At 64.5% G+C, this 19,834-nt stretch carries 17 protein-coding genes and 1 pseudogene; 7 read left to right on the top strand and 11 right to left on the bottom strand.

Features of this window, described 5'->3' with window-relative positions:
- Window positions 1-132 precede the first annotated feature (132 nt).
- The 3 genes from AC1RL5_RS06905 to AC1RL5_RS06895 all read left to right on the top strand — a co-directional run bounded on the left by AC1RL5_RS06905 (window position 133) and on the right by AC1RL5_RS06895 (window position 3,404).
- Entirely contained in the window at window positions 133-1,509 is a 1,377-nt protein-coding gene (locus AC1RL5_RS06905; RefSeq protein WP_072443035.1) for an L-serine ammonia-lyase, read from the top strand.
- Between the two features lie 63 nt (window positions 1,510-1,572).
- On the top strand, window positions 1,573-2,868 hold the full coding sequence (locus AC1RL5_RS06900; RefSeq protein WP_123577460.1) for a serine/threonine transporter: 1,296 nt from the start codon (window positions 1,573-1,575) through the stop codon (window positions 2,866-2,868).
- A 218-nt stretch (window positions 2,869-3,086) separates the two neighbouring features.
- Window positions 3,087-3,404: a DUF3509 domain-containing protein gene (locus AC1RL5_RS06895; protein ID WP_103407046.1), complete on the top strand. Its 318-nt coding sequence runs from the start codon at window positions 3,087-3,089 to the stop codon at window positions 3,402-3,404.
- Here AC1RL5_RS06895 and AC1RL5_RS06890 read toward each other — a convergent pair.
- A complete protein-coding gene (locus AC1RL5_RS06890; protein WP_011059330.1) occupies window positions 3,401-3,901 on the bottom strand; it encodes a phosphate-starvation-inducible protein PsiE in 501 nt (166 codons plus the stop codon). The genes AC1RL5_RS06895 and AC1RL5_RS06890 overlap by 4 nt on opposite strands.
- A 266-nt stretch (window positions 3,902-4,167) precedes the next feature.
- Between AC1RL5_RS06890 and AC1RL5_RS06885 the strand changes: the two are divergent.
- Window positions 4,168-4,422: pseudogene (locus AC1RL5_RS06885) on the top strand (YebG family protein); the annotation flags it as partial.
- 135 nt (window positions 4,423-4,557) lie between these two features.
- Here the strand turns inward: AC1RL5_RS06885 and AC1RL5_RS06880 are convergent.
- From AC1RL5_RS06880 to AC1RL5_RS06870, 3 genes are all read right to left on the bottom strand, one after another.
- The gene (locus AC1RL5_RS06880) at window positions 4,558-5,010 is read right to left on the bottom strand and encodes a hypothetical protein (RefSeq protein WP_053149055.1); all 453 of its coding nucleotides are present in this window, start codon (window positions 5,008-5,010) and stop codon (window positions 4,558-4,560) included.
- Window positions 5,011-5,021: 11 nt separating this feature from the next.
- A complete protein-coding gene (locus AC1RL5_RS06875) occupies window positions 5,022-5,276 on the bottom strand; it encodes a hypothetical protein (protein ID WP_041774068.1) in 255 nt (84 codons plus the stop codon).
- 79 nt (window positions 5,277-5,355) lie between these two features.
- A complete protein-coding gene (locus AC1RL5_RS06870; protein WP_011059327.1) occupies window positions 5,356-6,375 on the bottom strand; it encodes a Leu/Phe/Val dehydrogenase in 1,020 nt (339 codons plus the stop codon).
- A gap of 182 nt (window positions 6,376-6,557) precedes the next feature.
- Between AC1RL5_RS06870 and AC1RL5_RS06865 the strand changes: the two genes are divergently transcribed.
- Window positions 6,558-7,361, top strand: coding sequence for a SirB1 family protein (locus AC1RL5_RS06865; protein WP_019093363.1), 804 nt, complete (start codon window positions 6,558-6,560; stop codon window positions 7,359-7,361).
- 228 nt (window positions 7,362-7,589) lie between these two features.
- A complete protein-coding gene (locus AC1RL5_RS06860; protein WP_072451254.1) occupies window positions 7,590-8,057 on the top strand; it encodes a GNAT family N-acetyltransferase in 468 nt (155 codons plus the stop codon).
- Window positions 8,058-8,070: 13 nt separating this feature from the next.
- Here the strand turns inward: AC1RL5_RS06860 and AC1RL5_RS06855 are convergent, their stop codons facing one another.
- From AC1RL5_RS06855 to hmgA, 4 genes are all read right to left on the bottom strand, one after another.
- On the bottom strand, window positions 8,071-9,438 hold the full coding sequence (locus AC1RL5_RS06855; RefSeq protein ID WP_019093361.1) for an MFS transporter: 1,368 nt from the start codon (window positions 9,436-9,438) through the stop codon (window positions 8,071-8,073).
- A gap of 138 nt (window positions 9,439-9,576) precedes the next feature.
- The gene (gene maiA / locus AC1RL5_RS06850) at window positions 9,577-10,215 is read right to left on the bottom strand and encodes a maleylacetoacetate isomerase (protein WP_015634196.1); all 639 of its coding nucleotides are present in this window, start codon (window positions 10,213-10,215) and stop codon (window positions 9,577-9,579) included.
- 12 nt (window positions 10,216-10,227) lie between these two features.
- The gene (fahA, locus tag AC1RL5_RS06845) at window positions 10,228-11,532 is read right to left on the bottom strand and encodes a fumarylacetoacetase (protein WP_072451255.1); all 1,305 of its coding nucleotides are present in this window, start codon (window positions 11,530-11,532) and stop codon (window positions 10,228-10,230) included.
- A gap of 3 nt (window positions 11,533-11,535) precedes the next feature.
- On the bottom strand, window positions 11,536-12,840 hold the full coding sequence (hmgA, locus tag AC1RL5_RS06840) for a homogentisate 1,2-dioxygenase (protein WP_011059321.1): 1,305 nt from the start codon (window positions 12,838-12,840) through the stop codon (window positions 11,536-11,538).
- 167 nt (window positions 12,841-13,007) lie between these two features.
- Between hmgA and AC1RL5_RS06835 the strand changes: the two genes are divergently transcribed.
- Window positions 13,008-13,802 carry an IclR family transcriptional regulator gene (locus AC1RL5_RS06835; protein ID WP_072451256.1) on the top strand — a complete coding sequence of 265 codons (795 nt, stop codon included), beginning with the start codon at window positions 13,008-13,010 and terminating at the stop codon, window positions 13,800-13,802.
- 10 nt (window positions 13,803-13,812) lie between these two features.
- Here the strand turns inward: AC1RL5_RS06835 and AC1RL5_RS06830 are convergent, their stop codons facing one another.
- From AC1RL5_RS06830 to AC1RL5_RS06820, 3 genes are all read right to left on the bottom strand, one after another.
- Entirely contained in the window at window positions 13,813-16,368 is a 2,556-nt protein-coding gene (locus tag AC1RL5_RS06830) for a LuxR C-terminal-related transcriptional regulator (protein ID WP_123577456.1), read from the bottom strand.
- A gap of 261 nt (window positions 16,369-16,629) precedes the next feature.
- Window positions 16,630-17,997, bottom strand: a complete 1,368-nt coding sequence (locus tag AC1RL5_RS06825; RefSeq protein WP_093404700.1) for a DUF1329 domain-containing protein — start codon at window positions 17,995-17,997, stop codon at window positions 16,630-16,632.
- A 24-nt stretch (window positions 17,998-18,021) separates the two neighbouring features.
- Entirely contained in the window at window positions 18,022-19,812 is a 1,791-nt protein-coding gene (locus AC1RL5_RS06820; protein WP_072451259.1) for a DUF1302 domain-containing protein, read from the bottom strand.
- Window positions 19,813-19,834: the final 22 nt, after the last annotated feature.

Genomic DNA, 19,834 nt, shown 5'->3' with positions numbered 1-19,834 from the left:
TTAGCCCTGCTAAAGGATCTCTTAGGAAGTTTCGTTGGTCAGTGCTGACCGAGGCGGGCAGTATCGCCGACATTGCGCTTGGCCTACAAAAAATGGCAGCGATCCACCTTCCATTGCTTGTAAGGCTTTAGCATGGCTATCAGTGTTTTCGATCTCTTCAAAGTCGGTATCGGCCCCTCCAGCTCCCACACCGTGGGCCCGATGCGCGCCGCCGCGACCTTCGCCCAGGCGCTGTTCGAGCAGGGCCTGCAAGACCAGGTGCAGCGGGTACAGATCCGTCTCTATGGTTCGCTGTCCGCCACCGGCGTCGGCCATGCCACCGACCGCGCCAGTGTCATGGGGCTGATGGGTGAATGGCCAGACAGCATCGACCCCACCAGCATCAACCCGCGCATCCAGCAGTTGCGCGACAGCGGCCAACTGCTGCTGGGCGGGCACAGCCTCATTGCCTTTGACTGGCAGCAGGACCTGCTCCTGCTGGACGAAAGCCTGCCCTACCACCCCAATGCCATGTCCCTGACCGCCTTTGGCGAGCAAGGCACGCTGCTGGAGCAGACCTACTACTCGGTGGGTGGCGGCTTCATCATCGAAGCGGCCCAGGTCGAGGCCGGTGCCGAAACCACCACCGGCGTCCAACTGCCCTACGACTTCAACAGTGCCGCTGAACTGCTGGCCCTGTGCAAGACCCATAAGCTGCGGGTCGGCGAACTGATGCTGGCCAATGAACGGGCCTGGCGCAGCGACGCCGAGATCCGCAGCGGCCTGCTGCACATCTGGTCGGTGATGCGCGAATGCGTGGAACAGGGCCTGCGCCACGAAGGCATCCTGCCCGGCGGCCTCGACGTACCCCGCCGCGCCGCCAAGCTGCACCGCAGCCTGCTGGAAATCGGCAAGCCGAATGTCATCACCTCGACCCTCTCGGCCATGGAGTGGGTCAACCTCTATGCCCTGGCCGTGAACGAGGAAAACGCCGCCGGCGGGCGCATGGTCACCGCGCCCACCAATGGCGCGGCGGGGATCATCCCGGCGGTGCTGCACTACTACATGAAGTTCAACCCGCAGGCCTGTGACGACGACATCCTCAACTTTTTCCTCGGTGCCGCCGCCGTGGGCATCCTGTGCAAGAAGAACGCCTCCATCTCCGGCGCCGAAGTCGGCTGCCAGGGCGAAGTGGGTTCGGCCTGCGCCATGGCTGCCGCCGGGCTGGCGGAGATCCTCGGGGCGACCCCGGAGCAACTGTGCAATGCCGCGGAAATCGGCCTGGAGCACAACCTCGGCCTGACCTGCGACCCCGTAGGCGGGCTGGTGCAGGTGCCCTGCATCGAACGCAACGCGATTGCCGCGGTGAAGGCGATCAACGCCACCCAGATGGCCCTGCGCGGCGACGGCAAGCACTTCATCTCCCTGGACCGGGTGATCCGCACCATGCGTGATACCGGCGCCGACATGCATGACAAATACAAAGAGACTTCACGGGGCGGCCTGGCGGTGAGCTGGGTGGAATGCTGAGGAGCCTTCCCTGACCGTCCGCACTACGTGAGCCCGAGCAAAAATAATAACGAGGCGATAACGATGACCGATGTACCGACACCTGCTGCCCAAAACCCTGCTGTAGCCACTCCCCGCGACACCACCAGCGCCCGCCAGGGCTGGAGCAAGCACGACACCACCTGGATGCTCGGCCTGTATGGCACCGCCATCGGCGCCGGCACCCTGTTCCTGCCGATCAACGCCGGGGTTGGCGGCTTCTGGCCGCTGATCGTGCTGGCGCTGCTGGCCTTCCCCATGACCTTCTTCGCCCACCGCGGCCTGACCCGCTTCGTTCTTTCCGGGCGCTCCGGAGACATCACCGAAGTGGTCGAGGAGCATTTCGGGGTCGGCGCCGGCAAGCTCATCACCCTGCTCTACTTCTTTGCCATCTTCCCGATCCTGCTGGTGTACAGCGTGGCGCTGACCAACACCCTGAGCAGTTTCATGGAACACCAGCTGCACATGACTCCACCGCCGCGGGCGCTGCTGTCGCTGCTGCTGATCCTCGGCCTGATGGCCATCGTGCGCTGCGGCCAGGGCGTGATCGTGCGGGCCATGAGCCTGCTGGTCTACCCGTTCGTCGCCGCGTTGCTGCTACTGGCCCTGAGCCTGATCCCCAACTGGAACGGCGCGTTCTTCGCCTCGGCCGGCGAAGGCATGCCCCTGCCGCTGTTCTTCAAGACCCTGTGGCTGGCGATCCCGGTGATGGTGTTTTCCTTCAACCATTCGCCGATCATCTCGGCCTTCGCCCTGGATCAGAAGCGCCATTACGGCCCGCAGGCCGAAGCCAAGAGCAGCGGTATCCTGGCCACGGCCCACGGCATGATGGTGCTGACAGTGATGTTCTTCTGCTTCAGTTGCGTGCTGGCCCTGTCGCCGGCGGACCTGGTAGCGGCCAAGGAACAGAACATCTCGATCCTGTCCTACCTGGCCAACCACTTTCAGACCCCGGTGATTGCCTATGCCGCCCCGCTGATCGCCCTGGTGGCCATTACCAAGTCGTTCCTGGGCCACTACATCGGCGCCAGCGAAGGCTTCCAGGGCCTGATCGTGAAAAACCTGCGGGGGCGCTCGCTGTCCTCCAGCAGCCTGGAAAAGATCACCGCGCTGTTCATGATCCTCACGTGCTGGGCCGTGGCCACCTTCAACCCGAGCATCCTGCGCATCATCGAGACCATGGGCGGACCGGTAATCGCCTGCCTGCTGTTCCTGATGCCGATGTATGCGATCCGGCGGGTGCCTTCACTGCGCCAGTATTCGGGCCAGTTGTCGAACCTGTTCGTGGTGCTGATCGGGCTGGTCGCACTGTCTGCGATCATTTATTCAGTCGTGCCCTGAATCGGGCCGGGATAAAAAAAGCGGACCTCGTGGTCCGCTTTTTTGTCCCCGTATTCATTGCCCGGCGCGTTTCCCGGCATGTCCCTTGCTTTGTCCCGGGGGAGGAATACGGACGTTGGCCACCCTCGGCGAACGACTGGCCAGTGGTCCGGAATCGCGAACTAATTCCGCGCCCTGCCGGTCAATGACTGCACGATCCAATCAGGCGGTGACGCATCATGGACAACCCTTTTCAACTGATTACCGACACCTTCACCCCGCAATACCAGGTCAACCTGAGCATCCAGGGCCTGGACGGCAGCATCATGCTGACCTTGTCCGAAGGTGGCCGGGTGGTGGCCAAGCGCATGATCAGCGCGGCCCAGCGCAATGATCCGCAGCGCATCAAGCGCCTGGTGCAAAGCATTCAGTTTGGTATCGCCATCGAGCAGGGCCACAGTGCCGTGGCCATTCTCGAGGCCATGACCAACGGCGACAGCCTGGGCCTGCCGCCGCCCACCGGCCAGAAGCTCGCGCCGCCGGCCCTGAGGTACTAGAGCTCGCCCTTCTCCACTTCCGGGTGTTCGCCGGAGCCCGCGCCGATCTTGCGCTGCGGATGCTCGATCTTCACCGAAGGGAACTGCGACGAGGCGTAGCGCACCACCAGGATGGCGAAGGCCAGCAACAGGATGCCGCCGCACAGGTAGATGATGCCCAGGTCCGGCGGGTTGTGGTGCGAGACGTTGGAGATCAGCAACCGGGTCAGCGCGGTGATCGCCACGTAGATCAGGAAACGCACCGGCATGTGGTTGGTCTTGAAGTAGATGCCGACCATCGCCCCCAATTCCAGGTAGATGAACAGCAGCAGGATGTCATCGATCTTGATGTGGCCCACCTCGATCATCTGCAAAAATTCCATCACCGCCGCCCAGGCGGTCACCGCACCGATGGCGAACAGCGCCAGGTAGTGGAACGACTCGACGAACAGGTTGCCCAGGGATTCGGCCAGCTGGTGGACGTTCTGCCGCAGGTTCTCGGCCCAATTGATTTTCACGATGGTTTTTCCTTAGGTCGTTTCGACCGGATGATGCGGATTGGACGTGACGGTTGTTCTGCATGCAGAAAAAAGGCCAGGAGCCTTCAATGAGATGGTGGCCGCCGGCAACGAGGCACGGCCTGGTAACAATCGGCCCGGGAAAAAAATTGCGTCTACATTAAAAAGCCACTATCCAAGGGAAAAGGTTTCGCCTATTCTCTCGACCTGTATATAGATACAGTGTTTATACAGACCCATTATCGTGAAGGCATGTGAGGTGGTGAATGGCCGTCGAAGTGGTATACCGCAGCAGCCGAGATCTGGAGCGCTTGTTCATGGATAAAGCCGAAGCTGACCGTCATGACAAAATGCTCGAACTGGCTGAATTGCTCGCTGAAGTGTTGCACAAAGCCGTGCCGTCGCTGAGCGAACAGCAGGTGGAAGAAGCCGGGATCTACATGGCGAAGAACCGCGATGTGTTCGCCAAGGCGTTCAAGAGCCAGCCGGACGCGTTGTCCGAGTTGCTCAGTGCCCCCGCTCCCGTAGTGGAGGCTGTGGCAGAGCCGCAACCTGTTGAAGCCGAGGCGCCAGCCAAACCGGCGAAAGCGGCCAAGGCCGCAAAATAGGCTTTACGCGAATTGAATAAGCCCTGTGCCCCTGGCACAGGGCTTTTTTCATGCCTGCGAAGGCAAGAGTGGCACTTGTGCGGTGGCCGGTTGAAGCGCTGTCGCCCCTGGCGGATCAGGCAATTCGATAGCGTTGCGATGCAGCAGGGAAGTGATCTTGCCCAGGAAGGCCAGGGGCATCTCAGTCGAGCCGCCATACAGGTCAACCATTCCCACCTCAACTGCGCTGTCAACGATGCAGGAGAACGCCTCGACCTCTTCAGACGCTATCAAGGCGACAAGCTCCTGGGGCCAATCATCTCCGCGACCATTGAGTGCCAGCAGCGCCCCGGCTCTCTCCCACGCCAGTAGATCGCCCTTTGGCGGGTAGCCCTCAAGGTGCTTTATCAACTCATCGATGGACGGGTGAGCAATGCCTTTTCGTTCGCAGTAAACCGCCAGGCATGCCGCTGCGTACAACTGCAGTTGCCTGATGGAGCAGCCAGTCAATGGTTGGGCCATATCTGGCGCTGTCATTGCGCGACGTCCCAGACCCTGGAGCCTGCGGAACAAAAACCTGATGCGATATCCATGGCTTCCAGAATTCGGTCCTCCAGCTCTTCTGATGCGCCAGGGCGGAGTGATGCCAGATGCTTGTATACGGCCTCTGCGCAAAAGCCCTTGTCCCGGTATGCCACAAGAACATCACGAACCGCCTGAAAGTCCGCCCCCGCCCGCAACAGGCAGGACAACTGCTCATCCAGCCCGGTCTCCAGCGCTTCACGCATCGTCGATACATTCCTTGTCAGTGGGCACTTCGCAGCCGGATGGTACACAGAGCCAGGCCAAGGGTTAAGGCAAGAATGCCTAGCGGTAAAGCACCCGTTCCGCCAGTTCATCGGCCACTCGCGCCGGGGAGCGCTTTTCGGCCTGGGCGTGGGCGAAGATTTCCGTCAGCCGCTGGCTGATCTTCGACAGGTGGGCGGTGATGACCGGCAGTTCCGTGTTGCGGTGCTTGAGGGACACATAGATCAGCCCCCCGGAATTGATCACGTAGTCCGGCGCATAGAGAATCCCGCGGCGCTCCAGTTGATCGGCCACCTGCAGGTTGGTCAGTTGATTGTTGGCCGAACCCGCCACCGCCGAGCAGCGCAGTTGCGCCACGCTGAGGCTGTTGAGCACCGCCCCCAGGCCGCAGGGTGCGAGGATGTCGCAAGGGGTGCTGAGCAGAGAATCGTTGGCGATGGGATGGGCGCCCAGTTGCTCCATGGCCAGTTGCACCTTGCCGGCATCGATATCACTGACCAGCAACTCCGCCCCGGCAGCGTGCAACTGCTCGGCCAGGGCGTAGCCGACGTTGCCCAGCCCCTGGATCGCCACCCGCAGGCCTTCCAGGTTGTCGCTGCCCAGGCGCGCCATGGCGGTGCTGCGAATGCCGGCGAACACTCCCATGGCGGCATGGGGGGCCGGGTCGCCCGCGGCACTGGTGCTGGTGACGTAACGGGTCTGCTGGGCGATGCAGTCCATGTCGGCCACCGAGGTGCCGCTGTCGATGGCGGTGATGTAGCGCCCGTCCAGTTGCTCGACGCATCGGCCAAAGGCTTCGAACAGGGCGGCGCGGCTTTCCACATGGGCGGGGCGGATGATCACGGCGGTACCGCCCCCCTGGGGCAGGCCGGCCAGGGCGGCCTTGTAGCTCATGCCCTGGGCCAGGCGCGCGGCATCCGTCACGGCACTGCTGTCGTCGGGGTAGGCGAGGTAACGACAGCCGCCCAGGGCGGGCCCCAGGCGGCTGTCGTGGATGGCGATCACTGCCTTCAACCCGGTACAGGGGTCGACGCTGAGGTGCAGCGATTCAAGGCGGGTGCTGTGCATGAGAGCGAACATCGACGGGCTCCCGAATCACTTCTTGTAGACGCCAGTATAGGCTTGCGCCTGGAATTTGCTGCGCCGCGCAGGAATAAGCCCCGGGGTTTTGCAGGCTTTGGGAAATAACCTGCTACCACGCATTTCAACACTGGACGAAGCTTCGTCACGGGGCTAAAACGAGGCATCCGTCGGAGATCGAGATGAACCCGCGCCAAGCTTTTTTCGCCTGTCTGCACCGCTCGCCACCCGCCCTGCTGGAAGCTGCCCTGTGGATTGCCGCCGAGCATGATCCCCAGGTGGTGCCCGGCCTGATGCTGGAGGAGTTCAAGCAACTGCAGCAGCAAGTGGGCAGCAGCCTGCCGACGCTGCCGGCGAACGAGCTTGGCCAACCGCTGTTGCGCCGGCTCAACGACCTGGGTTTCCAGCAGGACGAACACCTGCCCCTGCGGCCCCAGGCTGCGCTGATGGACAAGGTCCTGGAGCGTCGGCGCGGCCAGCCCCTGGCCCTGGCCCTGATCGCTCTGGAACTGGCGCAGCGGCTGCAGGTGCCGCTGGCGGGGGTGAACTTTCCCGGGCACTTCCTGCTGCGGGTGCCCGGTGCCGACCACCTGCTGGACCCGTGCGGCGGGCGCCGGCTGTACCCCAACGATTGCCGGGAACTGCTGCAGCGCCAGTACGGCGCCCATATCAAGCTCAGCGCCGAGCATCTGGCCAGCGCCGAACCGCTGCAGATGTTCCAGCGCCTGTCACGCAACCTGCGCCAGTTGCACCTGTCCTACGACGACCACCTGGGGGCCCTGATCAATGCCGAACGGGTCCTGGAAATCGGCAACGGCAGCGCCGCCGACTACCTGGCCCGGGCCAGCCTCTACCAGCGCCTGGAATGCCCGAATGCCGAACGCTTCGACCTGGAGCACGCCCTGTTGCTCAGCGACGACCCGATCCAGCGCCTGCGCCTGACCGAACGCCTGGGGCACCTGCCGCCCAACACCATCGTGCACTGACCCCGCGCTGTTTCGCGCCTGCCGTGCAACAAGGCCCGCCGCCCTCCTGCCTGCTGCAAGGATGAAAAAGCATGAACAGCGCCGAACGCTTCCGCCAGGATTTACACCCGCGCCACCCCGGCACCACGCCAACGGCTGGGGGCTGTTGCTGATCCAGGCCAGGGCCGCATGACAGCAGCGCCCGGGCTCTGGCAGGATGGGCGGCTAACCCCAGGGAACGGACACAGCATGCTCATCAGAAAAGCCCACGGCGCCGACGCACAACGGGTCTTCGACATTCGCAACCAGGCCATCAACCAGCAGTGCGCCGGCCACTACCCCGAAGCGGACCTCCAGGTCTGGACGGCTGGCGAACTGAGCGACTACTTCATCGAAGTGGTGGAAAACACCGGCCACGTCGCGGTCATCGACAATCAGGTGACCGCCAGCGGCATGCTCGACCTGGAGACCGGGCAGGTCGACGCGGTGTTCGTCGACCCGGCCTACATGGGACGCGGCATCGGCCGCAAGATGATGGAGTACCTCGAAGAGCGGGCGCTGGAAGCCGAGTTGCCCCACCTGATCCTGGATTCGACCCTCAACGCCGCCGACTTTTATCGCCACTGCGGCTTCGTCGGTGAGCGCATCGCCCAGTACCAGTCGCCCCGGGGCCTGACCCTGGCCTGCGTGCCGATGATCAAGCACCTGGCACGCTGAACCACCCTGCCCCTCAGGACTTGAGCGGGGCCTGCCGTTGCGCGGCCGGCCCCGCCTCACCCGAGGCCGACGCCAGGGGCGAACGCACCTGGATGATCAACAACGCCGCAAGCAGGGCCGGAATCGCGCAGAAGAAGAAAATCTGCTGCACCGGAATATGCATCGCCAGCAGCATGCTGCCGAACAGCGGACCGAGGATCGAACCAAAACGCCCCACGCCCAAAGCCCAGCCGGTGCCGGTGGCGCGTACCTGGGCCGGGTAGAAGTTGCTGGCGAAGGCATTCAGGGTCAACTGGCCACCGATGATGCAGAAGCCCGCGGCAAACACGAACACCACCAGGTAGCGCGGGTTGTCGTGGTTCAACCCCAGTAGCACGGTGCACAGTGCGGCGGCGCTGAGCACCGCGGCCAGCAGGCGCACCTTGCGTTTCAGGCGGTCGGCGAACCAGGCCATGCAGATCGCGCCGAGGGTGCCGGCGAAGAGGAACATCGAAGTCACCAGGTTGGCCTGCTTCAGGGCCAGGCCACTCTCCAGCAGCAGCGTCGGCAACCAGCTGATCATGAAATACAGCAGGATCAGGCTGACGAAAAAGGTCGCCCAGATCAGCAAGGTCGGCCGTGCATAGCCGTGGCGGAACAACTCCAGCACCGTGAGCTTGCTGTCCGCCTGCTCACCGCTGTTGAGCACTGCGGCCGGCGGTTGCCAGTCCGGGAGCATCTGTGCGGTGACCTTGCGCAGCCGCGCATAGGGCGGCGCGTCCCGCAGCAGGCGCGGCAGCGATTCGGGCAGGCGCCAGAGCAGGAAAGGAAACAGCAGCAGCGGCGTGATGCCGCCGGCGAGGAACACCGCTTCCCAGCCAAAGCGATCGATGAAGCCGGCGGCAACGAAACCACCCGCCGCGCCGCCAAAGGAGAAACCGCAGGCGGCCAGGGTCACCATCAGGGTGCGCAGGCGCGGCGGCGAATATTCGGACATCAGCGCCATCGCGCTGGGCATCGCCCCACCCATGCCGATGCCACAGATGAAACGGGCGGCCATCAGGCTTTCAAGGGAATTGGCGAACACCATCAGCACCGTCAGGCTGGCGTAGATCAGCACGCAAACGAGCAGGATCCGGCGCACGCCAAAACGGTCGGCCAGGGGCGTCACCGCCAGGGACCCCAGGGTCAGGCCCAGCAGGTTGGCGCTGAACACCGGGCCGAAGGCGGCCTTCTCCAGCCCCCAGTCCTGGGCCAGGGCCGGCACCACATAGCCCAGGACCTGGGCGTCGTAGCCGTCAGTGACCAGCAGCAAGGCGAGAAGCAACAAGAGCAACCACTGGTAGCGGGACACCGGGCGGGCGTCGAGCGCAGCACGAAAGCTGGCAATCTGATTTTGCATCGCAAGGTACCTGTTCGGTTTTTTATGGTTATGGGCAGCAGTGTTGCGCAGGTCACAGGCGGTGACCGCTCAGGCCCCGTTGCGGGGCCTGGGTGATGCGGATGCCACGCTGCCCCGAATACCGGGCAGCGTGCAGGTTCAGGCTGGCGTATCCGGCTGGTTGGCCGGGTGCGCGGCCTGGAACGCCGGGTGCTCGGCGGCCAGGGCCGCGACCCGGAGGATCCGCGGATAGGCGTCCAGGGACACCTTGAAACGCTCGGCCGCATACAGCTGGGGAATCAGGAACACATCGGCCAGCCCCGGCTCATCGCCAAAACAGAAGCCCTGGTCGCCGATCAGTTGCTCCAGGGCCGCCAGCCCCTGGCTGATCCAGTGGTCGATCCACACCAGCAGTTGCGCTTCCTCATGACCCCATTCCCGTAGCAGGTTCTGGGTGCTGGAGTTGTGCAGCGGATGAATGTCGCAGCCGATGATCGCGGCAACCGCCCGTTCCCGGGCGCGGCTGACCAGGTCCGTGGACAGCAGCGGCACCTGTGGATAACGCTCCTCCAGGTACTCGATGATTGCCAGCGACTGGATCAGCAGGTCGCCTTCATCGGTCCGCAGGGCCGGCACCCGGCCCTGCGGGTTGATCTCCAGGTACTCCGGCTGGCGATTCGCACCGCCCTTGGGCACCAGCAGATTGACCGGTATGGCCTGGAACTCCAGGCCCTTGAGGGCCAGAGCGATGCGCACCCGGTAGGACGCAGTGGAGCGGTAGTAGGTATAGAGCTGCATGGGGGCTCTCCCTTAACGTGCCGGCTGGACCGTGCCACGGCATTCGCCGAAGCCGATGGAGGCGAAACCCTCACGGCTGCAACGCCCGCGCAGGATGATTTCATCGCCGTCCTCGAGGAACTTGCGCACCTCGCCGGACGCCAGTTCGATGGGTTTCTTGCCGCCTTCGGTGATCTCCAGCAGGCTGCCGAACTGGCCGCTCTCTGGGCCGGACAAGGTGCCCGAACCGAACAGGTCGCCGGCCTGCAACTGGCAGCCGTTGACGCTGTGGTGCGCAACCATCTGCGCCACGGTCCAGTACATGTACCGGCTGTTGCTCAGGGTCAGGCGGTGTGCCGGCAGGCCCTGCTCGCGCATGGTGCGAGTGGTCAGCAGCACTTCCAGTTCGATGTCGAAGCCACCGCCGGCCTGGTCGCGCTTGTCCAGCAGGTACGGCAGCGGTTGCGGGTCGCCTTCAGGGCGCGGGGCCTGGGCCTGGCGGAACGGCTCCAGGGCCTCGGCGGTCACCACCCAGGGCGAAATGCTGGTAATGAAGCTTTTCGACAGGAACGGGCCCAGCGGCTGGTATTCCCAGGCCTGGATATCCCGCGCCGACCAGTCGTTGAGCAGGCAGAACCCGGCGATGTGTTCGGCGGCGTCGCCAATGGCGATGGGCTCGCCCATCTCGTTGCCCTGGCCGATCCAGATGCCCAGCTCCAGTTCGTAGTCCAGGCGCGCGCAGGGGCCGAAGGTCGGTTCGGACTGCCCGGCCGGCAGGGTCTGGCCCTTGGGCCGGCGCACGTCGGCACCGGAAGTACGGATAGTGGAGGCGCGACCGTGGTAGCCGATCGGCACGTACTTGTAGTTGGGCAGCAGCGGGTTGTCGGGGCGGAACAGCCTGCCGACGTTCTGCGCGTGTTCGATGCCCACATAGAAGTCGGTGTAATCGTTGATCTTGGCCGGCAGGTGCATCTGGCAGTCCGCGGCCAGGGGCAGCAGTTTCGCCCCCTGGGCCTCGATCTTGCCGCGCAGGCTGCTGCCTTCGCCGAGCAGTTCCAGCAGGCGTTCGCGCAAGGCGATCCGGGCCGGGCGGCCGAGTTCGAAGAACGCATTCAGCTGGCCGCCACGGGCCGCCTGCACCGCAGCCTGGGCCTGGCCTTCGAACAGCCCGGCATCCAGCGCCGCTTCCAGGTCGAGAATCTGTTCGCCAATGGCGACCCCGCTGCGGGGCGCCGAGCCCTGGGTGCTGAAGACGCCCAGGGGCAGGTTCTGCAACGGGAAGTCGGGGTGACCGTTGGCGGACTCGACCCAGCTACGGGTGATGGTGGGCAAGGTCATGGGTTATCTCCGATTCGGGTTGAAGGTGACGGGCAGCGAGGCCCAGCAAGCATCGTAGTCGTTCTGCAGCTCTGGGCACTCCAGGGCGAACTGGCTCGGGCGCAGCACCTGGCTGGTCTCGAACATGAAGGCCATGGTGTTGTCGATCTTGGCCGGCTGCAACTGGGCGTTGATCGCCTTGGTGCAGGTCTCGCCGTCCGGGCCGTGGGCGCTCATGCAACTGTGCAGCGACGCGCCGCCGGGCAGGAAGCCTTCGGCCTTGGCATCGTAGGCGCCCTGGATCAGGCCCATGAACTCGTTCATCAGGTTGCGGTGGAACCACGGTGGACGGAAGGTGTTCTCGGCCACCATCCAGCGTGGCGGAAAGATCACGAAGTCCAGGTTGGCCAGGCCCGGCACGCTGGTGGGCGAGGTCAATACGGTGAAGATCGACGGGTCCGGGTGGTCGAAGCTGACGGTGCCAATGGTGTTGAAACGACGCAGGTCGTATTTGTACGGCACGTTGTTGCCGTGCCAGGCCACCACGTTCAGTGGCGAATGGTCGAGCTCGCAGCCCCAGAGCTCGCCGAGGTACTTCTGGACGAGCGTGGTGGGCTGGCGCAGGTCTTCGTAATGAGCCACCGGGGCCAGGAAATCCCGGGGGTTGGCCAGGCCGTTGCTGCCAATCGGCCCAAGGTCCGGCAGGCGCAGCGGCGCACCGTGGTTCTCGGCGACGTAGCCGCGGGCTTGCGGGTCCAGCAGTTCGATGCGGAATTTCAGCCCGCGAGGCAGCACGGCGATTTCCAATGGCTCCAGGTCCAGCATGCCCAGTTCGGTGACGATGCGCAGGCGGCCCAGCTCCGGCACCAGCAGCAGCTCGCCATCGGCATTGAAGAACACCCGCTCCATCGAGCGATTGGCACGGTAGTGATAGACGCTGATACCCGCCGGCTTCTGCGCCGCCGAGTTGGCCACCATCGCCACCAGGCCGTCGATGAAATCGGTGGGCTCGCTTGGAATCTGCAGGGGGCTCCAGCGCAGGCGGTTGGGGGTGACCTCACCCAGGGGGCCGCCTGCCAGCTGGCGCGCAAGCTTGGCGAAAGCCGGGTGCTTGGCCGAGGGCTGGATGCGGTACATCCAGGTACGCCGGGCTTCGCTGCGGGTCATGGTGAAGGCGGTGCCGGAAAACAGTTCGGCGTACAGGCCATAAGGGGCTTTTTGCGGGGAGTTCTGGCCGACGGGCAGCGCCCCTGGCAGGGCCTCGCTGGCAAATTCGTTGCCGAAGCCCGATTGGTAGCTGAGGGCCGACGCCGAAGAATCGAGGTTCATGGAGCCTCCTGGAAGTTGGAATAGGCAGGGGCCCACCACTCCCTCACAAGAGCTATCGGCACGCCTGGGTTATTTTTATCGTAATCCAATTACGCATAACGTAATTTGATTGCCCAGGAGCGTCAAGCTATAAAGACCGCCACTTGTCACGGGACCCCAATGCCTCCATGGAAAAGCCGCGCAGCATCAGCGACAGCACCGGTAAACAGAAAGTCCGCTCGGCCGAGGTCGGTACCGACATCCTCAAGGCCCTGGCCGAACTGTCGCCGGCCACTTCCCTTTCGCGCCTGGCCGAACATGTGCAGATGCCGGCAAGCAAGGTGCATCGCTACCTGCAGGCCTTGATTGCCAGCGGCTTTGCCGAACAGAACAGCGCCACCAATCACTACGGCCTGGGCCGCGAAGCCCTGCGGGTAGGCCTGGCCGCCCTGGGCAGCATGGACGTACTGAAAGTCGCGACCCTGCCCCTGGTGGAACTGCGGGACGAATTGAACGAAACCTGCTTCCTCGCGGTGTGGGGCAACCAGGGCGCGACGGTGGTGCATATCGAACCGGCGGTGCGGGCGGTGACCGTGGTCACTCAACTGGGCTCGGTGCTGCCACTGCTCAGTTCATCCACCGGGCTGGTGTTCAACGCCTACCTGCCACAGCGCGAAACCCTCGACCTGCGCCAGCAGGAACTGGCAACCGGCAGCCCCCACGCCCTGGCCGACAAGCAGGTGCACGATGCCCTGGCCGAGCAGATTCGCCAGCGCGGGCTGCACCATGTCCACGGTTTGCTGATGCCCGGTGTCGATGCCCTGTCGGCGCCGGTGTTCGATGCCACCGGCAAGATCGCCGCGGTGCTGACCGTGGTAGGGCCAACGTCGCTGTTCCACGCCGATGAACATGGGCCCGCAGCCCAACGTCTGCTGGCGGCCAGCTCTGCAGTGAGCTGGCGCATGGGTTATCAGCCGCAATAACCGCTGGCGCTCAACTCATCAGCCCCAGGGCCTGGGCCTTGGCTACCGCCTGGGTACGCCGCTCCACCCCCAGCTTGCTGTGAATCCGGCGCCCGTGGGTCTTCACGGTATGCAGGGAAATGAACAATTGCTCGGCGATCTGCTGGTTTGAACAGCCCTGAGCAATCAGTTGCAGCACTTGCAGTTCCCGCAGGCTGAGCAGGCTTTCGCGGTTTTCCAGGGGGCCTGCCGATGACGGCGTCTGCAGCGTTTCCCCCGCAGCCAGCAAGAGTGGTTGCCGCAGGCGCAGTTCGTGCAGTGCCTGCGGCAGTTTGCATCGCTGCACCAGTGCCTGCCCCGCCTGCAATGCTTCCTGCGCCAGCGCCGGGTTGCCTTGCAGGTGGGCGACCTCGGCCAGGGCCAGTTGCACCTCGGCCTCCAACCCCTGCATGCCGTGGCGTTGGGCCCGGGCCAGCAGCCCCTGCAAGGTAGCGATCGGCGCCTGGGCCCGCCCCAGGTGCACCTCGGCCAGCACCAGCAGGTATTCGATCCCCGGAATCAACTCCAGGGTGGCCGGTGGCGCCTGTAGCGCCTGGGGGCCGCGAAAGTGCCGGAGCAAGCGGCTCAAGGCCTCCTGAGCCAGCTCCGGTCGCCCCTGTTGCAGCCAGAGCTGGCTGCTGACCTGCAACAGCACGCCCCGGTACACCGTGTCGGGAATCTGCCGCTGCTGCATCAGCCGCTCCGCATCCCGCAGGCGCACGAAGGCCTGGGCATAATCACCCTGGTTGGCCGCCAGTTGGGCCTGGCCGAGGAAACCATACAAGGCACGCTTGTCGTGACTCAGCAGGCAATCCTCGAGGCCGCTGCGAAAGTAGCCGGCCGCCTGCTCTGCATGCCCCTGGCGCAAGGCCAGGCGACCGAGACGCAGGGCGATGCGACCGAGCAGCGGGGTCGCCCGCAGCGCCTGCATCGACAAGCGCTCACAGACCTGCTCCAGCAGGCTTTGGGCCCGATGCGGCGCGCCCCTTTGCTCCAGCAACTGGGCATGGTCCAGTTCCAGCAGGCCTTCGAACAGCTGGGCATCCTGGGCCCGGGCCAGGCACAGGGCTTCACGATTGAGGGCCTGGGCCACATCCAGCTCCGCACCCAGCAGGGCCTGCTGGGTCAGCCCCGACAGGCACAGCAGGCGGGTGGTCCAGGCGCTGTCCGCCAGCTCCTCCAGGGCCTCGATAAAATGCTGCCGCGCCGCCACCATCCGCCCGCTCAGGTGCAGCAGCCAGCCCTGCTGTGCCTGCCAGCGGGCCAGCAACTGACGCTGCTGCGCTGCCGAGGGCTGGGGGGCGAACCGGGCCATCTGCGCCATGCACTGCCCGGCCTGCTCGAAGCGCCCGGCAAACAGCATGGCCGCAACCAGCAGCCCCACCAGGTGCGGCGACACCAGCAAGAGCTCGCCACCGTGGCGCTCATGCAGTTGCAGCAACAGCAGCGCATTGTCCTGCTGGAACAGGAACTCGAAACTGAAATGCTCCAGCAGGCTGACCGCGACTTCATACTCCTGGGCCCGCAGCGCCTGCTCAAAGGCCGACTGCCAATCCTCCTGGGCAATGAACCACTGGCAGGCCCGGCGATGCCAGGAGCGCCCGCCCGGCCAGGCTTCGTCGCGCATTAGCCGGGCCAGCGGCGGAAACACCTGGAGCCAGTCGCCGCCACCGTCCCAGGGTTCGATGAAGCAGGCCATGTCCTGCAGGGTCCGCAGGTACTGGGCACCCTCCCCGACGCCGAACAGATGCTCGCACAGCTCGGCGTTGAAACGTGGCAGGTGCGCCAGTACTTGCCAGACTTGCGCCAGCTCCGCCGGCAGCACGCTGAACAGCTCGTGCTCGAGGTACTCCAGCAAGGTATTGGGGCGCCCCGGCTTGCAGGGCTGAATCGTCAGCTCGCTGCCTTCCAGCAAGGCGATGCGCACCCCGGCGCACCAGCCGCCACTGCGTTGCAGAATGCGACTGGCGGTCTGCGCGCACAGGGGTTGCGGTAGCCGTTGCAGCAGTTGCTCGATCTCGGTCTGGCTGAATGCCAGTGCCGGGCCGTCCAGCTCGAACAACTGATCGTCCAGCAGCAGGCGTGGCCAGTTGCACAGGGGCCGGCGACGGCAACCCAGCCACCAGGTCAACTGCGGGTTGTCCAGGCTCAGCAGGCGATCGAGCAGCAGGTCCAGGTCCGCAGCCGCGACCCGGCAATAGTCATCGATGAAGATCCAGGCCGGCGCCTGCAGGTGCGCCAGGTGCTGCAGCACCGAGGCTTCGTCATCGCGCTCCAGCCCCATGGCCTGGGCCAGGGCAGCGCACAGCCCCTGCGGGCTATGCCGCCCGCCGGACAACGGCAACCAGCTCACCCGGCAGGTCTCCGGTGCCTGTTGCAGGCACTCAGCCAGCAGCGCCGTCTTGCCGCTGCCGGCAGGCGCGCAAAGCAGCTTGACCCGCGCACCGGAGGCCAGCAACGGCGCGCTCAGGCGGCTGCGGGAAAAATGATGGGAGGACAAACGGGGCATGAACCCGGGACGCTCTGGACAACGAGTCATGGCGGTCATTGCGGCGTGCCTTTTTATAGTTTTAGCCAGCGTAGCCCCACCCTAGCCCCGACCTCCCGGCCAGTTGAAGAAGTATTCAGCAGGCTGATCAGCCCCCATAAAAAAACCGACCAGGCAGTCGGATAACTGCCAGTCAAGAGGAACGCAGTATTACCGCGACTGTGGTGAGCAAGCTCGCTTGCCAGGACTGGCCGCCATAAAAAGCCGCACGCCCCAGGAGCGTGCGGCTCGACCATTGCTCCACTGCAACCCAAGAGGCGCCTAGCGCACTCCGCTGGCGCGCAGGGCCGCCGGGGTGTAGTCGGCTGCCTTGGCGGCAAAGCCGAACTCCAGGCTGTGCTTCTCTTCGTTCTTCATGCCCAGGGCCAGGTAACGGCCGGCGTTCAGGTCATACAGGGCCTCCAGGGTGTAGGCCGGTACCTGGTGGTCGTAGTAGTACTGCGCATGACCTTCGGCTACCCGCCACAGTTGGCCGCGCCCGTCATAGTGGTCCACCAGGGCCACCTGCCAGCTGTCCTCGTCGATGTACATGTGCCGAGTGGCGTAGATGTGCCGCTGGTTGGGCTTGACCGTGCCCACCACTTCCCAGACCCGGTGCAGCTCATAGCGAGTCAGGTCCTGGTTGATGTGCCCGGCCTTGACGATGTCGTCGTACTTGAGGCTCGGGGAATCCAGCTTGTAGCTGTTGTAGGGGATGTACATCTCCTTCTTGCCCACCAGCTTCCAGTCGTAACGGTCGGGAGCACCGGAGAACATGTCGAAGTTGTCCGAGGTGCGCAGGCCGTCGGCGGCGGTGCCCGGGCCGTCGTAGGCCACTTGCGGGGCGCGGCGCACGCGACGCTGGCCCGCGTTGTAGATCCATGCCGAACGCGGTTCCTTGACCTGGTCCAGGGTCTCGTGGACCAGCAGCACGTTGCCCGCCAGCCGCGCCGGGGCGGTCACCGACTGCTTGAAGAAGTTCTGCACGTTGGCCGCCTTGGCCGGGTCCAGGTCCGGGATCAGTTGCGGCGCCGCCACCTCTTCCTCGAAACGGATCGAGGTATAGCTGCCGTTGGTCTGCGGGGTGACCTGGGTGACGATGCGCTTCTGGTTGCCGCCGTGATAACGGGTCAGGTGGTTCCACAGCACCTCGATGCCGTTCTTCGGAATCGGGAAGGCGTAGTAACGGTTGCCGGTAAAATTGGCCAGGCCGTTGCCGTCGTTGGTAGTGGTCACGCTCAAGGCGCTGCGCTTGGCCGACTCGTAGATCTCGGGTGGCAGGCCGACGCTGCGGTGAGTGGGGTAGACCGGGATCCGATAGCTGTCCGGGTAGCGCTTGAACATCGCCACCTGGCCTTCCGAAAGCTTGTCCTTGTATTTGTCCACCGTCGCCGCGGTGATGATGAACAGCGGTTTTTCATTGACGAACGGGTCGGCGAGAAAGCCCTTGCTGTCCACCGCCCCGGCATTCTTGGGAATGCCTCCGGTCCAGGCCGGGATCGAGCCGTCGGCATTACCGGCTTTTTCCGCACCCACCGGGGTCAGGCTGGTTCCCAGCTTGGCGGCTTCTTCCGGGCTCACGGCGGCCATCAGGTTGGCCGCCCACAACCCCAGTGCCAGGGCGCTGCATTGCAGAATCATCTTGCGCATTCAAATGCTCCTTCTTGTGCCGGTTCAGAAGTTCACGCCAAAGCTCAACGCGAGGAAGTCCCGGTCGGTCAGGGTGTTGTAGCGCCCGCCAAAAAAGTCGGTGTAGCTGAGGCTGGCGGTGTAGGTATTGCGGTAGTCGGCATCCACGCCAACGCTCAGGGCCTTGGCGCCCTGGTTGAACAGGCCGTTGGGCCCGTAGCCGTTGACGTCATGGGACCAGGAAAGGTTGGGCTTGAAGTTGATGCCGGCGATCACGTTGCTGTAGTCGAGGATGGCCCGGGCGCGATAACCCCAGGAGGTGGCCGTGACGAAACCGTCGGTGTCGCCCCCGTAGCCGTATTGGCCGTACACCGAGTCCCGGCCGTAACGCAGCTTGCTCTTGTCTTCCAGGCCTCCGACGTGGACCACTGCCGCCTCGCCCACCAGGGTCAGGCGGTCGGCCCCCAGCACCTGATCGAAGAACTGGGTCATGGAACTCTGGATCTGAGTGATTTCCTTGCGCCGGTAGCCGGTGTTGTCGGCCCCCATGGCGGTCTTGATCGGCGACGCCGCGCCCCCGGAAATAGGGTTGAGCAGGGCCAGGGTCAGGTCGTTGGTGTTGACCTGCACCGGCGCGTTGGGCCGATAGCTGATCTCGCCGGTCCAGGCGGTGCCGGTGGGCAGGGTGGTGGAGAAACTGGCGCCATACAGGCGGATGTCTTCCGGGTATTCGAGGTAGTACTGGCCACGGCCAAGCATCACGCTTTGCACCAGGCCACTGCCAGAACCCGGAACGATGCCGTTGGCGACGCCGGCAATGGCGCCCAGGGTCGCTGCGCTGACATTGGCCGTGGTGGTACTCACCACCGGGCTGCGGGAGTGGTAGTTCATGAAGTACAGGCCGTACTCGGTGTCATCGCCGAGCCAGCGCAGGGCTGCGCCCCACTGCCCGGAGTCGCGGGCATCACGATCACCGCCGCGGGGCAGGATCACCCCTTCGCGGGTCACCTGGAAGCCCTGGCCGAAGCCCGCCGCCACCGGTTGCAACGGCGCGATGGCCGGGCTGCCGACGGTGTAGCCGGTGGTGCAGCCATCGGCCACCACGTCGTTGCCGAAGAAGGTGCCGCAGTTGTCCACCACGGTCTGGTCCCACTCCAGCTGATAGAAGCCTTCCACGGTCAGCTGGTTGGTCAGGCCCTGGGAGGCGAACAGCATGTTCACCGGTACCAGGCCTTCCTTGATTTCGGCGCCGGGGCGGCGAAAGGCCGAGACGTCCACCGGGTTGATGCTGTTGATGGAGTTGCCGATGAAGGTGCTCTCGCCCCAGCTGACCACCTGCTTGCCGGCACGCACGGTACCCGGCAGGTCGGCAATGGAATAGTTGTGGTAGACGAAGGCATCGAGGATCTGCGCCCCCGAGGACTTGGCGCCTTCCTTGCGGTTGTGGTCGCTGATGGGCTTGAACTCGCGGTCTTCGTCCTTGAGCTCGAAGTCGTACCAGTACTTGCCGCGAACGAAGACCCCGGTGTCGCCGTACTTGAGTTCCAGGTCATGCAGGCCCTTGAAGATCTTCGAGAAGGTTTCGCCCTTCTTGAAGTTCAGGCGGCCATCGTCGCCGGTGGACGACTGGGCGGTACCGCCATTGACCGTTCCGACGAAGGCGCGGTCGGCATTGCGCATGCCCCAGCTGGCACCAACCGATAGCGACGAGTCGAACTGCCCTTCGATTTCCCCGATGTTGAACGACACCGCCTGCGCCTGGGCGCAGCAGCCCAGCGCCACCGCGACGGCCAGCGCCTGCGGTTTGAAGATGGCGCGCATTGTTATTCTTGTCATGCGTCTTCCCCGGTGAGTGACA

This window comes from Pseudomonas sp. GW822-FHT06D10 (assembly GCF_058799535.1).
Note: the sequence above shows the minus strand (reverse complement) of the source record. Positions and strands in the feature narration are given on the sequence as shown.

Coding starts and splice junctions, on each gene's coding strand:
- AC1RL5_RS06880 (WP_053149055.1), bottom strand. CDS start 5,010: ATGGCCCAACCATTGACTGGCTGCTCCATCAGGCAACTGCAGTTGTAC.
- AC1RL5_RS06835 (WP_072451256.1), top strand. CDS start 13,008: ATGGAAAAGCCGCGCAGCATCAGCGACAGCACCGGTAAACAGAAAGTC.
- AC1RL5_RS06900 (WP_123577460.1), top strand. CDS start 1,573: ATGACCGATGTACCGACACCTGCTGCCCAAAACCCTGCTGTAGCCACT.
- AC1RL5_RS06875 (WP_041774068.1), bottom strand. CDS start 5,276: ATGCGTGAAGCGCTGGAGACCGGGCTGGATGAGCAGTTGTCCTGCCTG.
- AC1RL5_RS06905 (WP_072443035.1), top strand. CDS start 133: ATGGCTATCAGTGTTTTCGATCTCTTCAAAGTCGGTATCGGCCCCTCC.
- AC1RL5_RS06870 (WP_011059327.1), bottom strand. CDS start 6,375: ATGTTCGCTCTCATGCACAGCACCCGCCTTGAATCGCTGCACCTCAGC.
- hmgA (WP_011059321.1), bottom strand. CDS start 12,840: ATGAACCTCGATTCTTCGGCGTCGGCCCTCAGCTACCAATCGGGCTTC.
- AC1RL5_RS06865 (WP_019093363.1), top strand. CDS start 6,558: ATGAACCCGCGCCAAGCTTTTTTCGCCTGTCTGCACCGCTCGCCACCC.
- AC1RL5_RS06855 (WP_019093361.1), bottom strand. CDS start 9,438: ATGCAAAATCAGATTGCCAGCTTTCGTGCTGCGCTCGACGCCCGCCCG.
- AC1RL5_RS06895 (WP_103407046.1), top strand. CDS start 3,087: ATGGACAACCCTTTTCAACTGATTACCGACACCTTCACCCCGCAATAC.
- AC1RL5_RS06830 (WP_123577456.1), bottom strand. CDS start 16,368: ATGACCGCCATGACTCGTTGTCCAGAGCGTCCCGGGTTCATGCCCCGT.
- AC1RL5_RS06825 (WP_093404700.1), bottom strand. CDS start 17,997: ATGCGCAAGATGATTCTGCAATGCAGCGCCCTGGCACTGGGGTTGTGG.
- AC1RL5_RS06820 (WP_072451259.1), bottom strand. CDS start 19,812: ATGACAAGAATAACAATGCGCGCCATCTTCAAACCGCAGGCGCTGGCC.
- fahA (WP_072451255.1), bottom strand. CDS start 11,532: ATGACCTTGCCCACCATCACCCGTAGCTGGGTCGAGTCCGCCAACGGT.
- maiA (WP_015634196.1), bottom strand. CDS start 10,215: ATGCAGCTCTATACCTACTACCGCTCCACTGCGTCCTACCGGGTGCGC.
- AC1RL5_RS06860 (WP_072451254.1), top strand. CDS start 7,590: ATGCTCATCAGAAAAGCCCACGGCGCCGACGCACAACGGGTCTTCGAC.